Source organism: Haloplanus natans DSM 17983 (genome assembly GCF_000427685.1).
GTDB classification, from domain to species: Archaea; Halobacteriota; Halobacteria; order Halobacteriales; family Haloferacaceae; genus Haloplanus; species Haloplanus natans.
The window spans coordinates 139,693-154,517 of sequence record NZ_ATYM01000003.1 but is presented as its reverse complement, the minus strand read 5'-3'; the positions used below and the strand labels follow the sequence as shown (position 1 = coordinate 154,517).

The window sequence follows — 14,825 nt, the reverse complement described above, 5'->3', positions numbered from 1 at the left end:
CTCATCCTTCTCGAAAAGAAGCTTCGATAAGTCGCCGCTGTCACGTTGTTCTCCTCTTAGCTAAAGACGGATGACTTATGATGTTGAATGCAACAGGTTGGGTTATGAGAATCCTCATACTCAAATCGTGGTTAACAAATATCGGAAATGGGTTTATTGATCGGGGAGCAGAAGCGATTGTCTCAAAAGCTTTCCCGGATTCTACTTTGGTGTCGGTTGGTGGATATACAAAACTGGTAGAGGAACGGAGAATGAAAACAATTTCAAATATTTTGACAGAGCATTTCAGAAAAACATCAGATTTAAAAAGTGACCACTTTCATCCTGCTGAACATCTTGACCCGGACATTGCCATACTTCCTGGCTGTATGTTGTACGAACCCGCGCTAAAAACATACTATTCTACTCTCAAATTTCTCTCAAATAGAGATGTTCCAATCATATTATTAGGTGCGGGCAGTGGTGATTATTCGCAAGAGGCGAGAAAGTATATTAAACGAGCAATCTCCGAACTTAACATATACTCTCTGATATCGAGAAATGATCTCGCTTATGATATTTATTCTGATGAGGTGCCTCACGCTCATAAGGGGATTGACTGTGCATATTTTATTGATGATTGGCATGATCCGCCAGAATTGAATAAAAGCTTTAGTGCCGCTACATTTGATATTATTGACGAGCCTAAAGTCGAATACCAACATGAGGTAGTTAGACCGCATCACTCTGCGTTTGACTCACCATTCATTGGTCTTGGAAAACGGTTTCTTCGGAGCTATACGCCAATATCTACCGATGGGAAAAGCTACGGAAGCAAACTCTCCCGGCCTAATACCTTCATCTCCGACAACTTAGAAGATTATCTTCTCATATACAAAAATTCAGAGGAGATTCACACCGACAGAATCCACGCCTCTGTTCCTGGTCTAGTATTTGGGGGAGAAGTAAAATTCTATTATGAAACCAACCGTCGAAAATTATTAGATAAGCTTGTTGTAGGAGAAATTGATAAAGAACTTTGCCGAATAAATAGAGGGAAATTAGAAGAAGAGAAGGAAAAACAAGTTAATGCTTTGGTGAGAGCAGTTAAATTAGCCAAGTGAGGACCCTATAGAGGAGTCATTCTATGACCTCGCTTGGGCACAAACTATCTACAGACGTGATTGTAAGTGGTGCTCTCAATTTATCCTCTCGTATTAGAGATATTGCCATGATCCCGATTCTGACCACTAGTATCGGCGTCAGTGGATATGGTGTATACGTACAACTTCTGGCAGTTACAGCCTTAGCGACGATCGTATCTAGCCTTGCTCTTGTTCCGGGGTATGTGAATTTTGCTCAAGATTCAGACCGTAAGTCTGATAGACTCTACTATGGTATCTTAACAGTATTAGCTATTTCTTCGGGTGCTGTTGGACTCCTAATTTCATTGAATGCTGAAACCATTTCCATTCTGACTCTCAGCTCAACTGAATACAAATATGTGTTCGTAGCCGGTGGTGTACTTGTCCCTTCAACGGCGCTCTCTGAACTCGGAAGAGGCTACTATCGAGCCCAAATGCGCAATAAGCTTGCAGCATTACTCCAAGCTGGTCCCGACTATGTTCGACTTATGTCAATTTTGATTGTTATATATGTATTCCAATCGTCTTTAAGGGAAATTGTTATTATAATTGTGATTGTTGAATCAATATTCGCATTCTTGTTGCAAATCTTGATTATATCCGATATTGGCTTAACGACTCCTGGTATTAGTCAGGTTCGAGATATACTTAAATACTCCCTATGGTTAACAGTCTCTACATATGCCTCCCAAGTCAATTCAAGAGCAGACCGACTACTCATTGGCTTCTTCATTGGGTCAACCGCCGTTGGAATGTACTCAATAGCATATGGTCTGGCCTCTTTGTTACTTATTTTTGTCACCCCTATTCGAAACGTGTTCTTCCCGGAATTCTCGCGGCTCACCGCTGAAGGCGGTACTGAAAAAATTGGGAACTATCTCTCAACAGCTACCCACTATTTTTTGGTTTTGGCAATCCCCAGTGTTGTAGGATTTGTATTTGTCTCCGAACCATTATTCGGATATTTTATGAGTGTTGAAGAGGCTAGGCAAGCTGCGCAATTCGTCTTCATACTCGGCCTTGGCATCCTTTTTTTCGGGTTAAGTCAACTCCATGGTACGACGCTATTCGCGGCGAGAGAAACAAAACCTGTAGCTATCATACGATCTTTAGCCGCGATAGGGAATGTCGGACTAAACCTCACGCTTATTCCATACTTCGGTGTAGTTGGAGCAGCAGCTGCAACGGCAATAACATATGTTGGAAGTAGTCTCTTGATACAAGTTATTCTACAACGACGTTTTCCGTTCATTATCTTTTGGAGACGACTGGCAGCAGTCGTCTTATCCTCACTTGGTATGTCAATTGGATTAACCATAATACCATTCGTTCATATTACTGTGACAATCTTTGTTGGCGTTCTTTTGTACGGTTTTCTCATTTTCCTTCTTGGAGGAGTTAATAAAACTACTATTAAGTCATTAATCTAAGTATATGACAGCAAATCTTTACGTTGATGTAGGGGAGTGACTTAGGCGGTGGCAAGGACGGATAATGCAGATGACGGAGTTTGTATCGCATACGAACGTGTTTGACGAGTTCGAGTCGCATTCTCCAACACAACGTCATTACTCCAAAACCTACGCCACAGGTCTTGTTGCTGGCCGGAACAAGACCGTGGCGGACATCGTACGGAAGTCCTTCAGATCAAGGAAACACGCACTCAACAAGCTCCTCCCCAAGTAGACAGGGACGAAGACCAATTCAACCACGAATACCTCGACGAACTCCAGAAACGCGGAGAAACATGTGGTCAACAGACGGCTACATTATTCTTGACGACACGATCACCGAAAAAGCTGGGGACGACGTCCCCGGTGTCGGCCACTTCTACGATTATGCGAAGGCGACACCGTCTGGGTCGTTCTTCGAGGCTTTGAAGCAGGATCTCAGCTTGGGAGACTGCGAGATGCAGATCAATGAAGTGCCAGTCGCCAGCGGCACCTTCTCATGGCTGCCTACAGTCTCGTTCGTCTTGATCCTGAGTCGAGCGCCTGGGGACGTTCGCTCGAAAGTGGCACCGCTTCAAGCGAGCCTTGAACTCTCCCTGAAAGAAGCCGTTTACAACCCCCTCTCGTGGTTCGAAACAACGATGCTTGTGGTATCGATGACCTCATGACCGAGATCGGCCACCACTTTGTTCACTCAACTACCGATGCTAACATGCAAAGCTAAGTTACCAACATGGATACCCGAATTCAGCTATCCGTCTCTACTATCTGAAATATCATGTAAGTGCTGAGTTGGGAGATCCGAAACCGTTCTCGTCGTTAGCGTTCGCAACAAGGATATCAGCGACTACAAGACTGTACATTTACCGAGATACATCGCAGTAGACCTTATTAACACGAGTCTTCACTGTTTCCCAGTTCCAATCCTCTGTTTGTTTAAATGCATTCTTCGAGAGTCGCTCTCGGAGTTCTTGAGAAGAATACAATTTGTCCAAAGCGTCCGCAATATTCTCTGGTTCTCGCTCGACTAATAATCCGGTCTCCCCGTCTTCAATGAGCTCCGGTACCCCTCCAACGGGAGTTGATATGACGGGGGTTCCTAGCTCAAATGCTTCTACGATCACCCTAGGAAGTCCCTCACGCTCAGATGGCAGAACAAGTACATCCGATTTCGATATTTCAGTAAGCGCCTCAGAGTGTGACATTTGTCCTTGAAGATGAATAGAATCCGAAGAAGGAGACGTCTGGATCTGCTCTCTAACATCGTTGATATCTGGGCCATTTCCAACTATTACCAAGTTTACGTCATCATGGCGTGACTGAAGTATCTCAAACCCATCCAATAATAGATTTATTCCCTTAAATCGGGCAATTGTCCCCACAAAAATGACTGTGAATTCATCCTTTCTTTCTTTCGTAGCATATTTTGTAATATAATCTGGGTTAACCACTGGGATTCTTGTAATCTTATCTGCTGGAACCCCTGCTCGCCGAAGTCGTTGGTCAATATTTGAACTGCAACTAAACCAGTGGACAGAGTTCCCCAGAGTGATCATCCAGAGCGGGAAATCCGCGTCTCGGCAATCAAAAATCAATGGAGTTCTCGTCAAGGTGGTTGCTATCGCTAAGCCGGGCACAGCATTTGCAGTGGAATGGGAATGCACTACATCTATATCCTTGAAAATTATAAAATACATTCCTACAATAAATGCAATGATTGAGGGTATCGCAGTTCGTAGGAACAACGGAAGACGGTGTAGACGCGGTATTATTCTATAGATCCCCGGCTGGCCGTTATGGAATAAGCCCTCTGCGTTTTTCACTTTTGTTGTTATTACAACCGCCTCATGATCTTGTTCTATATTATTAACTAGATTCGAAAAATAGGAGGCAGCACCACCGGATTGAGGGGGATAGATTGGAGAATACATCAGCACTTTTGTCATGAACTAAAATTTGTACTCTCAGTACTTTGGCGTTGTGATCCTGAAGATATACTAACGTTCAGTTTTAAATTAAGAACTGGAACTTTACCTCTTCCTGAAGGAGAGTTGCATCAGCAGCATACTCGATTGCTTCAGCGTAGACTGGCTGGATGATATCTAGATCGCTCCGGAAGTTCTTTCGGTACTGCGAGCGGCGAGAAGTATTCGAGAAGGCGTTCCACGAATTCGTTATCCTCCCGACCATCTCAGAGACAGAGAAGGTCAATGACACGTGGTTGCCCCGCGAAGAGGCAAAGGAGATCGTGGCCAATCTCGCTAAGTATGAACCCTTTACCAAGGAACACATCGTCTGGGAAATCCTGGCCGAAACTGGAGTTCGACAGTCTACCCTGTACGCATTCGATCTCGATGATTATGATTCTGATGAGCGCTACATCAAGGTAGTCAACCGTGAGGAAACGGGGAACACGATTGAATAATGGTGTGGCAGGCGAACGCGAAATCAGTATTTCGAGTAAAGCAGCGAAAGCCCTCGACGGCTATATCCAAGCCAAACGAAACGACGTAACCGACGACGATTGCAGAGAGCCATTACTCACGACGGGCAACGGGCGACTCCAGAAGAGTACAATCCGTCAGTACGTGTATGCGTGGTCTCGACCCTGCTCAATTGGTGAAGAGTGCCCAGTCGGAGAGGATCCGGAGGCATGCCTGGCAGCGCAAACAAACAATGCTGCGTATGACTGTCCAGAGTCCGTCTCGCCACATCCCCTTCGACGTGGCTATAATACTCATCTCCGGGAAAACAGCGTCCCGACAGCTGACGTGATCTCGGGCTGATGCGACGCGAGTCCGGAAACCATCGAACTGTGGTACGATATGTGTAAGAAGTCCGAGCGCCGTGAGGCACGACGATCCTACGTTGAGGGCCTCTAAACGATTTAATTTCGCTGTCATTTAGCCACACAGTTCGCTTGATCTCTGGGTGAGTGAGATCATCAACCCTTTGCAGAGAATCTCATAGCATCGTACAGCCCCCGAGCAATCTCGTATGTCCCACTATCGAGCGCCCCATCCTCGGGATAATCCAGATTCTGAACCTCACAAACACCTTTCAACGCCACTGTAGGCGGGTCTTCGTCATCTAGGTCAGAACTGTACTCGTCACGCGCTGCCAAACAGATTTGAAGCGCATCCTCCGGATCCTGCATGACGTCCGCGGCATTCCCGCAGTCCCTGATGCCTTCGAGGACCGCAATCAGCTGGAGCGCACCCCCACCGTCGTCGTGTGCCCAGCACTTCCACCCGTTCTGGCTATCCACACCGAAGTTCGTGCTGTCTTCGTCGTCCGGCCCGGGATTGTCGTGGGACGTCGTCGCCCCGTGGACAGGATGCGGACCCTGACCGTTCCTCCCGTACGTCCGGAATGGTCCGGTGTTCGCTATCGGAACCGGATCGAGGTCGTAGTACTTTGACTGACTACCCCCACTCTGGTCGCCCCGAATCTGGGACTGGTACCGTTCGATCACGGCAGCAGCCTGCTCCTGGTCGCTCAACTGATCCTCATCATCGACGTACTCATCGACCAACTCGTCAATCACGTTCTGTGCCTCGGGGACAGTGTGCCGCGGTGTATCCTCGATGTGCAGCCACGTCGTCCCGACCACCCGACCGTTGGCGGGGTATCCGTAGATCTCGACGTGCCCGCCCTCATTCAACTCCTCCATGATCTTCCGCCCATCGACGTCGCCGGGAATCCGTCCCTTCACGAAGACGTGCGCACCGGTCATCGACCGTGACACCTCCGCGTATCCGCCGAGCGACTGAATGATGTCCCACGCCTCCCGGGTCATCATACCTGTCCCGTCGTCCCGAACGTCGATCACGTCGTCCAAATCAACGAGCATGAGCGGCCCGTCGTCAGGCTGGAAGTCTGCGTGGGGCACGATCACCATCGGGTACAACGGACGTGGCTCCACGGCCTCGCCGTGGTTTGTCGTCCCCCAGTACCACGCCGGATCGACGTGGCCGTTTACGGTTCCGTTCAGCGCCTCCATCGCGTCGCCGAACCGTCCGCCGACTCGGTTGTCCCACGAAATCGAATCCCGGCCCCACTTCACTGTCCCTGCATAACCGTCGTTGAACGGGGCACGCGGTTGCTTCTGTTCCAGATCCCAGCAGAACCAGTTCCGGGCCGTCTGCCCGAACTCGATCAGATCCTGTGGAATCACACGGTCGGCGTCGTGCACCGAGTCAGGTAGCTCCAACACGACGTGCTCGTCAGTCACCTCGTCAACGCGTACCGGACTCCCCGTGACCGCCGACGCGTCTGGAGGCTGTGTCGACGCACTCCGCTCCGTTGTCATCGGTCGTCAGCACCCCCGTCCGTCATCGCTTCGCTCGCCTGCCGCCGAGCGGACGCTGCCGCCTGCGGCGCGAGATTCCCCGGTAGATGGTCGATGGACCCAGGGAAGGCGTCGTACATCAGGTGCAGTCGCTCTGACGCTCTGCTCAGGCCGACGTACCACGTTCGAGCTTCGTTCTGGCGCGTCTCCTCCGACCGATCCATCTCGCGGGCGATCTTCCCTGTGATTCCATCGAAGCAGCAGACGTCCGTGGCCTCGGCTCCCTTGCTCGCGTGGATGGTGAGGACGCGAACGTGATGCGTGTCTTCGACGACGTCGTCGTACCGCGGGAGTGCTCGACGGAGTGCCTTCAGGTCGTGATCGGTCAGGTCGCCCTTCGTGAGCCGCTTCACGCTCGCAGCACCAGTGGTGTACTGCTGCCAGAACTCCGACGTCGCTATCTCCTCAACGTCACGGATGGTCGCCACACGTTCCTCGCGGCGATGTTCCGCAGCCAAGTCCTCAGCGTCGTCACGGGACAGGGTGAGCGTCCGCGCGTTGGCGTGATCGAGAAGTTCGGCAAACTCGTCGGCTGTGAACCGGAGGTTGATCGCGTCGGCGGCGTCGGTGGCGTACTCGTCGAGTCCGCGGCCGTGGTGTGCGTCGCCGTACGTCGCCGGAACCCGCTCCAGTTTCTTCAGCGCGTTGAAGACGTCGAGGCGATGACCGTCCCATCCCCAGCCGCCGGGACCACGCTGGCCGTCGTGGATGATGCCGGCGCGATCCAGCGCCACCGACACGCCCCGCGCCCATCGTCGCGTTCGGGCGAGGTACAGGATCGACCGCTCCGTGTCGGCGATGAACTCGTTGTACAGCCACGCTGGCGACCCGGGCGTGGATTCACTCGGCGTCGTCCAGTCACTGGTCCGGCCTTCCGGCGGTTTGATCGGCGGCGCGTTGTACGTCAAGATCTCCGACCGACCGGTGCGCTCGACCGGTGGCGGCGTGAATTCTTTCTGGAGCATCCGCGTGGCCGACTGCCAGTGCTCCTCACCGACGCGGTAGGTTCGATCAAGCAGGATCTCCGGCAGGTGGTCCAGCCGCTCCGTGAAGAACCGGGGATGGGAGCCGGCGTACTGATTGACCACCTGTAGCGGGTCACCGGCGGCAATGGCGGTATCCGCGTGCTCGAACCACTTTTCGGCGACAGCTGCCATCAAGGGCGTTGCGTCGTGGTACTCATCGACGACCACGACCCGCGTCGGCGGGAGCGACGAGCCGTCCAGCGCTGCTTCGAGGAGTTCCCAGAAGTCGTGCCAGCCGCGTTGCGCCTTGAAGTCCTGGTACTTCTCCCACTCCGCCTGGACATCGACGCCGGGCCACTTCTCCCGCAAGTCGTCGTAAGAGGGACACTGTCGGACGTCCGCCTCATCCGTCGGGTCCAGTAGGTTGTTCCGCATGTAGTCGAACAGGCCGAGCAGCAACTGGCCGCGCGTGTCTTCCCACGGTCGGTTCTTCGGCGGGTAGAACTGGATGTCCTGCTTCTTGCAGTAGAACGCTCGCTCGCGGTAGCCCATCGCGTTTCCGAGGTTTCCGTCACGAACTGCCTCTCGCGGATCGCGCTGTAACAGCCCGGTCGCTCTGTTCGCTGCCGCGTGCATCGTGCAGAAGAACTCCAGTTCGGCGTCGTCAGAGACGACGCCCCAAGCACGGAGTTTCCGTTTCACCGCGTCCGCGAGATCGACCCGATACGTCACGACGGTCATCTCCGCCGGGTCAATCCCCTCGACGTCGATCAGGACGGCCAACCGGAGGGCGATCTGCGTGGTTTTCCCAGTTCCCGGCGGACCGTTGAGCCGCACACTGTCGGTCGGCGGATGGACGTCTCCTTCCCGGATCACGGCGTTCCGCAACTTCTCAGGGAGTCGGCGGACGAGATCGAGCGGGAGCGCCATGTCTTCCCAGCCGTCGGCCATCGACAGCACCTCGCCCGGAGCTGCAACAGCACGACTCCACCACTCGGGCAGCGAGTCCACCTCACGCATCCGACTCACCTCCGTCCCCGTCCTCTTCGTCACTACCCGGCCCGTACCGACCAGTGATTCCGTAGTCGTCGTTCGAATCGTTGTCTGTTTCGTCTACACGGTCGGCACACTCTCCGTCTCCTATCTCTGTTGATCGTCTCCTATCTCTGTTGATCGAATAGTGTCACCGACATCCTCAGATTGATCATCAGCACTCCTACCGACAGCGTCGTCACGCCGTTCATCTTCGTCATGTGCCTCGGAGGAGTGGCCTTCACCTGGAGCGTGGTCTACCTCGTTATCGTTGTCGTCGTCATTCGACTCACCATCATCGTTGCTGTCCTCATCCACACTATCGGAGGACGCCTCATTGCTGTCGCCAGTTGTGTTCGTCCCGGTCGCTGCGTCGATGGCCGCGTCTTCACGGTCTCGGCGGTCGTCTGGATCCTCGACGTACGCGTCTGGATCGTCGAACGAGTCGGCGTCCAGCTGCCAGAACGTTTGCCACAGTCCGTTCACGTGCGTTGAGTAACTGACAGACTCACCGCCGCCAGTGCTGTCCTCGTCGTCGGGATCGTTCCGAGCGGCTGCGGCGTGCGCGTCTCGGGAGGAGATCTCGATCTGCAACGCGCGATCCGAGATGTCGTGGGTCTGCAGGATTCGGGCGATGTCCTCCCGCAGTACCCAGACTTCCGTGTGATTCGGAGGCTCATCATCGACGTACACACCTCCATGCTCGACGGCGTCCGAGAGGGTGCCGTAGGCGACCGAGCTCGCCACGAGATTCTCTAGCTGGTAGAACGCGGTGGTTCGCGGGCCGTCTTCCCAGGTCGTCTCCTCCAGTGGTTCGATGACTGACCCGATGAAGTTGCCCCACTCGGCGTCCTCCATATCGGGGCGAAGCGGGTACTGCCCGCTAGCGCTGGTGTATGCCTCCCAGAACTTCTTTTCGCTGAACAGGCTGCCACGCGGGACGGAGAAGTTCGTGTCTCGGCCGTCGTCGAAGGCGAGCGTGTACTCGGCCTCGGACGAGTCGCTGTCGCGCGTGACCTTCTTCTCGACGCTTTCCAGCGTTTCCCTGATGAGAGGACAGAACTGCGTAGGGAGCTCGTCGTCCACGCTCGCTGCGGACTTCGCACGGCTCACCTCCTCGTCCCAGATCTCCTTGAGCGAGGTGCGAGTGAGGTACGATTTTCGGTCGGCGATCTGGTTGACGTACCCCTCGATGATCAACTCGATCCGGTCACCGCTGTCGGAACCATTCACCTCGACGTCGGCCTGGATCGCCGACATCTCTTCGATCATCTCGATTGCTTTCCGCGTTCCCTGCCCGCCGTCCAAGTCCCGCAGTTCAGTCTCGTACTCGGTCCAGATCTCGGCAAGTTGCTGGTCGGGAGTCACCTCCTCGTCATCGGTGGTGTCGGCATCAGCGTCAGGCTCCTGATCGGCAGTATCAGAAGCGTTGTCGCCGTTTTCGCTCATCGACCACCACCGTGAGTTGGGTGACTTCCCGGTTCTTTTAGTAGCCTTAACGCGTACGTTGAGCTGGGTCGCATACTGTATTCACCTCGTGCTGCACGACGAGAGACCCAAAGGCGCGGGACGCTCACTTCGTCCCGACGCCACCTTCGTTCTGGGCCCGTCAGATCGTGTCTACTCCCCGCTATGGCTTCGCTACTTATAAAGTTTTACAGTAAACCTATTGTGTCTCTGTGTAGGTATTGTGTTCGCACCCAGTCCATAATTACTAATACGACAGACGTACAGGAGACTGGTAAATGGAGCTTTCAGATACCGATTGGGGGATCCTCTACCTCTGTAGCGAGGACCGCGAAACGCGCAAGAACATCGCCGCAGCGCTGGACAAATCACCGAACTACATCTCGAAAGAACTCTCGAAACTCAGCGAGATGGGGTTGCTCGAACAACCCGGTCCGGCCAAGAACTCCGGGATGCACGTCACGACGGAGAAAGGAGAGTTTGTCCTCTCGAAACAGGAGAAGTACGAACGGCGGCAATCCGAACTGTTCGGCGAACTCGTCGAGTCGGCTGTCGAACTAGCTCGTGAGCTATCAGCGGAAGCTGACGAGGAAGTTACTCCGAGCGATATCGTGGTTGTGACCGAACAGGCGCATGACTTACTTCAGAAACTGGAGAATCGAAGCGGGATATCCCCACGAGAAGCGGCAGATCGAATCGGGATGAATCTCTACGCGACACAGGGAATTTTGTACGAGCTGTATTTCTTCGACCTTCTTAGCCGGGCAGTCACGTCTGAGGGAGAAATCTATGATCTCACCGCCCGTGGGCGGCGACTCCTCGATCAGCCTGTTCAGGCGACTGTGAAGGACGCGAATCGAACCTGGAATATGATCACGTCTAAAGACAGATCGGGGCCTTCCTTCGATGAGTGAGTGCGAATGTCCCCTGTTTCTAGTTAGGGTCATTCTCCAAGAAGAGACACAGAAAAGTGTAATCTGAATGACTACCAACAGTTATCAGTCTTCTAGTAGCTGTTGGTAGTCAGAATAATTAGACTTTGCTCTGTTTTCGGCGTAAATGACCCCCAATAGCTAGGGCAGAGAACTGGGTTCGATGCCCCTACCAGCCCTCTCCTGCAGTACTCGTTGAACACTCTGTCCTTGCGCAAGACGCTGCAGTACGTCTGGTGATATGCTTGGATAGGTGCTGAGATCGACTTCTTCTGTCGCTAATCGGGCGAGTCGAGCTGTATGCGTGTGGATGGACATTCTCGTTGTCCCGACTGAACTGGCGATTTCCTCCTGCGACACCCGGCCTCGCCCAGACACCGCCACCGACGCTATGTACAGCGCACTGCCAGCCAATCCGGAGCGAGAGAAGTGCTGGAAATCGACGCTCGGATACGCCGCAGAAAGAAGGATACCTGCGAACCGGTACGCCTCCGGTTCAACAGCAACACGATCCTCGTCGGGTAAGTAAGTCGCCGGGTCAAGTTGGTCGCCAAGCCCTGCACTCATATCTCATTATTAGTCAGCCATCTACTTTAAAGTCAACAAACGTATGATTACGGTTCAGCGGATGTGGCGATAGATGTATTATGGTTCGTTATCAAATTCGGATTCCTCCCCGCGAATGGGAGCCGTGTGAGCGGGAGTCGATTCCTGCTTGGGTAGTCAGCTCGCGCTCGCACGCCCACCATTTACAGTCCTTCGTGATTAGTTCGAAATTCCGGTGTCACTGCACTTGGGGGAAGGGTTTTGTGTCTCATCCTCTGTCGACAGAGTATGTTACGCCGGGCTTTCCTCAACACGGTCGCAACACTTCCCGGGGTATCACTCACTGAGCGACTTTTTGCATCCCCTGAGGCGTCGAGTCCATCGGCGGAATCAATCGAGCAAGAAGGCGACATGTGGTTCTGGTACTACGTCTACACGGCGATACGGGAAGATCGTGTGATGAGCACAGAACGGTCCCGGAAACACGCGGTCAGCGAAATGAACCTCACGACCCTCAGTAACACGGAAGCTCGCCAAGTCCTAAAGCGAGCGAACAACGGCGAGTATACGAGTAGCGACATGCCCGACCAGTGGCGGGAAGTGTTCGACAGTATTGACCGAGTCGAATTCAGGTGAACACCCCTGTAACGAGGCACATGTCTGCTTGCAGCCTGCAACCAACATCCGAACTTTAAGTGTAGGACGGGCGGTAAGTGAGGCATGGAGAACGCGGGGAAAGTCGGGACGTACATTCGCCCTTCTACAGATCGACAAGACGACCAGCACCAACGCGATTCGATCACCCGGTACATCGACGGGCATGACCTCCCCCAAGACAGGGTCGAACAGTATGTCGATATCGAATCCGGATCGAACGACGAGCGCGAACAATTCAACGCCCTCCTGGACGCGATCCGAAATGACGAGTTCGACCACGTCATCGTCTGGGAGATCAGCCGGATCTCTCGGCGCGGTGCAACGCTGCAGGAATTCTTCGACGCCTGTGAGGAACACGGCGTCACAATTCACATCACGGACGGAGCTGTCGAGAAGGTCAAACCGGACGGCACCGGTCGGTCCGTCGCTGATATCGTCGGCATGGTGTATCAGCAAGAGCGACAACAATTGATACGGCGCGTGAAGGCCGGCGTGAAGCGAGCGAGCGACCAAGGAAAATAGGTCGAAACGTCCCTGCAGGATTCCGACACAACGACGGCGGGGACCTACAGCCCATCGTCGAACCTGACGACGGTGAGGACAGTTACTTTGAACTCGTAGACGCACTCGAACGACTAGAAGATGGCGAGTCGTACCGATCCGTTGCTAGAACTCTCTCGATCAGCCGACAAGGTCTGTCCAGCACTCACAAAAACCCGAGCAGCAAACGGATCGATGCAGACGGGCGCACCTCAGTGGCTCTCCCCGATTGCGCTGAGGAAGAAGGAACTGAAGATCACTTCCAGTCCGAAGACGATCGCCGTGAGCGCGAGCACGTTCGTCGTGAGCAGCGGGAGTTGCGTAAATCCGCTACTGACCCAGCGTCCGAACATAACGAGCATGTAGATCCCCCCGACCCCGGCGACGAGCGCCCCCACGCTGGCCCCGTGTTCGAGTTGGACCCGATCGAGTAGCCACGTCGTGACGGGATCGGACGGTTTTCGAACGGGATCGGCAGCCACGGTTGCGAACACCCCGAGTGCGAGCACCTCGAAGCCGACAAGGGTCAGTAGACTCCCACCGATCATCGAGTGCGTGCCGAGTGTCACGCCGCCAAGCGAGATGCCGAAGTGGGCAATGCCCATGATGAGCGTGCCAAGAATCGTCAACAGGAATCCGGGGACCGAGAAGAGATAGCCGGGCGCGTTGAGGAGCATGAACCGGACGTGTCGCCAGCCGTCCCGGAAGCTCTCGATGGTGGCGTCGCCTTCCCGTTCGTGATAGGTGATGGGCTCTTCGCGGATGGTGAGATCGCTCGCGCCGGCTTCCATGATCATTTCGCTGGCGAACTCCATCCCGGTCGTCTGCAGATCCATCTCCTCGAGCGCGTCGCGGGAGAACACGCGCATCCCGCTGTGGGCGTCGCTCACCCCTGCGCCGTAGAAGACGTTGAGAAACTTCGTGAGCAGTGGGTTGCCGATGTAGCGATGCAGCGGTGGCATCGCGCCGGGTTTGATCTCCCCGTTGAGCCGGCTTCCCATCGCCATATCGGCGTCACCCGATTCGACGAGCGCGTACAGTTTGGGCAGTTCGGTGAAATCGTACGTTGTGTCAGCGTCTCCGATGGCGATGTAGTCACCGCGAGCGCGCTTGAACGCGTAGCGATAGGCGTAACCGTAGCCGGGTTGATCCGGTTCGACGACGATCGCTCCGTGGTCACGGGCGATATCGGGAGTGCGGTCGGTCGAACTATCGCTGACGACGATCTCCGTCGGCACTTGGAGGTCGACCACCGCCTGCCTGATGCGATGCAGGCATTCGCCGATCCCGTCTTCCTCGTTTAGAGTCGGCATGATGACCGAGAGCGTTGGCGTGCGGTCACTGTCCGCCGTAACGAGTAGGTCCGCGGCGTCGGCGTCAGTGTGCGCCTCCGCCCTTGTGCGCGCCTCCGCAGCTGGTTCGACGGCGTCCGTGGTAGGCTGATTCGTACTCATTGCCGTTTGTCCTTTCGTCACTCGCAGGGGCTGATAGTCTCTCTTCCGCAGGCGACGCAGACGGTCCGACCATCGACAGTTTCAGTCACCGGCGCGTTACACGGGATGCATTTTATTCGCGCGGCTCGCGCCGCCCGAGGGTATCGACCCATATGCGATACACTGAGGTAGATGACAAAAGCGTTGCGTCGGTGAACGAGATGGAGAGAATGAATCGATGACCGTCTGAGGACGGTCTCTCTCGCTGCACTCGCAGTTCCGGATCACAGTTTTGATTATCTGCGCCGGGGCAACCCAAGCGATACC

Annotated in this window: 11 protein-coding genes and 1 pseudogene; 7 read left to right on the top strand and 5 right to left on the bottom strand. The window is 54.3% G+C overall.

Annotated elements, in window-relative coordinates:
• Positions 1-104: 104 nt before the first annotated feature.
• The 3 genes and pseudogenes from HALNA_RS19595 (at position 105) to HALNA_RS19060 (ending at position 3,299) form a co-directional block, all read left to right on the top strand.
• Positions 105-1,103, top strand: a complete 999-nt coding sequence (locus tag HALNA_RS19595) for a polysaccharide pyruvyl transferase family protein (protein ID WP_169718985.1) — start codon at positions 105-107, stop codon at positions 1,101-1,103.
• Positions 1,104-1,126: 23 nt separating this feature from the next.
• Positions 1,127-2,554 (top strand): lipopolysaccharide biosynthesis protein, encoded by a 1,428-nt coding sequence (locus HALNA_RS19065; RefSeq protein ID WP_084509818.1) that lies wholly within the window; start codon positions 1,127-1,129, stop codon positions 2,552-2,554.
• Positions 2,555-2,615: 61 nt separating this feature from the next.
• Positions 2,616-3,299 (top strand): annotated as a pseudogene (locus HALNA_RS19060) (transposase).
• A gap of 139 nt (positions 3,300-3,438) precedes the next feature.
• On the opposite strand, the gene HALNA_RS19055 reads toward HALNA_RS19060, so the two are convergent.
• Positions 3,439-4,521, bottom strand: a complete 1,083-nt coding sequence (locus HALNA_RS19055; RefSeq protein WP_084509817.1) for a glycosyltransferase family 4 protein — start codon at positions 4,519-4,521, stop codon at positions 3,439-3,441.
• A 149-nt stretch (positions 4,522-4,670) separates the two neighbouring features.
• On the opposite strand from HALNA_RS19055, the gene HALNA_RS00630 reads away from it, so the two are divergent.
• Complete coding sequence (locus tag HALNA_RS00630; RefSeq protein ID WP_049934272.1) at positions 4,671-5,000, top strand: hypothetical protein; 330 nt, start codon at positions 4,671-4,673, stop codon at positions 4,998-5,000.
• 519 nt (positions 5,001-5,519) lie between these two features.
• Here the strand turns inward: HALNA_RS00630 and HALNA_RS00625 are convergent.
• The 3 genes from HALNA_RS00625 to HALNA_RS00615 all read right to left on the bottom strand — a co-directional run bounded on the left by HALNA_RS00625 (position 5,520) and on the right by HALNA_RS00615 (position 10,372).
• Positions 5,520-6,578 carry a hypothetical protein gene (locus tag HALNA_RS00625; protein WP_157573367.1) on the bottom strand — a complete coding sequence of 353 codons (1,059 nt, stop codon included), beginning with the start codon at positions 6,576-6,578 and terminating at the stop codon, positions 5,520-5,522.
• 305 nt (positions 6,579-6,883) lie between these two features.
• Positions 6,884-8,911: a UvrD-helicase domain-containing protein gene (locus tag HALNA_RS00620; protein WP_084509816.1), complete on the bottom strand. Its 2,028-nt coding sequence runs from the start codon at positions 8,909-8,911 to the stop codon at positions 6,884-6,886.
• 120 nt (positions 8,912-9,031) lie between these two features.
• Positions 9,032-10,372 (bottom strand): hypothetical protein, encoded by a 1,341-nt coding sequence (locus tag HALNA_RS00615; protein ID WP_049934269.1) that lies wholly within the window; start codon positions 10,370-10,372, stop codon positions 9,032-9,034.
• A gap of 296 nt (positions 10,373-10,668) precedes the next feature.
• Here HALNA_RS00615 and HALNA_RS00610 point away from each other — a divergent pair, with 296 nt between their 5' ends.
• The 3 genes from HALNA_RS00610 to HALNA_RS00600 all read left to right on the top strand — a co-directional run bounded on the left by HALNA_RS00610 (position 10,669) and on the right by HALNA_RS00600 (position 13,047).
• Positions 10,669-11,304: a phage repressor protein gene (locus tag HALNA_RS00610; protein ID WP_049934268.1), complete on the top strand. Its 636-nt coding sequence runs from the start codon at positions 10,669-10,671 to the stop codon at positions 11,302-11,304.
• Between the two features lie 852 nt (positions 11,305-12,156).
• A complete protein-coding gene (locus HALNA_RS00605; RefSeq protein WP_049934267.1) occupies positions 12,157-12,504 on the top strand; it encodes a hypothetical protein in 348 nt (115 codons plus the stop codon).
• 84 nt (positions 12,505-12,588) lie between these two features.
• On the top strand, positions 12,589-13,047 hold the full coding sequence (locus HALNA_RS00600) for a recombinase family protein (RefSeq protein ID WP_049934265.1): 459 nt from the start codon (positions 12,589-12,591) through the stop codon (positions 13,045-13,047).
• Positions 13,048-13,277: 230 nt separating this feature from the next.
• On the opposite strand, the gene HALNA_RS00595 is transcribed toward HALNA_RS00600, so the two are convergent.
• The gene (locus HALNA_RS00595) at positions 13,278-14,519 is read right to left on the bottom strand and encodes a glycosyltransferase family 2 protein (protein ID WP_049934263.1); all 1,242 of its coding nucleotides are present in this window, start codon (positions 14,517-14,519) and stop codon (positions 13,278-13,280) included.
• Positions 14,520-14,825 lie beyond the last annotated feature (306 nt).

Coding starts and splice junctions, on each gene's coding strand:
- HALNA_RS00600 (WP_049934265.1), top strand. CDS start 12,589: ATGGAGAACGCGGGGAAAGTCGGGACGTACATTCGCCCTTCTACAGAT.
- HALNA_RS00620 (WP_084509816.1), bottom strand. CDS start 8,911: ATGCGTGAGGTGGACTCGCTGCCCGAGTGGTGGAGTCGTGCTGTTGCA.
- HALNA_RS19065 (WP_084509818.1), top strand. CDS start 1,127: ATGACCTCGCTTGGGCACAAACTATCTACAGACGTGATTGTAAGTGGT.
- HALNA_RS00630 (WP_049934272.1), top strand. CDS start 4,671: ATGATATCTAGATCGCTCCGGAAGTTCTTTCGGTACTGCGAGCGGCGA.
- HALNA_RS00610 (WP_049934268.1), top strand. CDS start 10,669: ATGGAGCTTTCAGATACCGATTGGGGGATCCTCTACCTCTGTAGCGAG.
- HALNA_RS00605 (WP_049934267.1), top strand. CDS start 12,157: ATGTTACGCCGGGCTTTCCTCAACACGGTCGCAACACTTCCCGGGGTA.
- HALNA_RS00595 (WP_049934263.1), bottom strand. CDS start 14,519: ATGAGTACGAATCAGCCTACCACGGACGCCGTCGAACCAGCTGCGGAG.
- HALNA_RS19055 (WP_084509817.1), bottom strand. CDS start 4,521: ATGACAAAAGTGCTGATGTATTCTCCAATCTATCCCCCTCAATCCGGT.
- HALNA_RS00615 (WP_049934269.1), bottom strand. CDS start 10,372: ATGAGCGAAAACGGCGACAACGCTTCTGATACTGCCGATCAGGAGCCT.
- HALNA_RS00625 (WP_157573367.1), bottom strand. CDS start 6,578: ATGGAGGCGCTGAACGGAACCGTAAACGGCCACGTCGATCCGGCGTGG.
- HALNA_RS19595 (WP_169718985.1), top strand. CDS start 105: ATGAGAATCCTCATACTCAAATCGTGGTTAACAAATATCGGAAATGGG.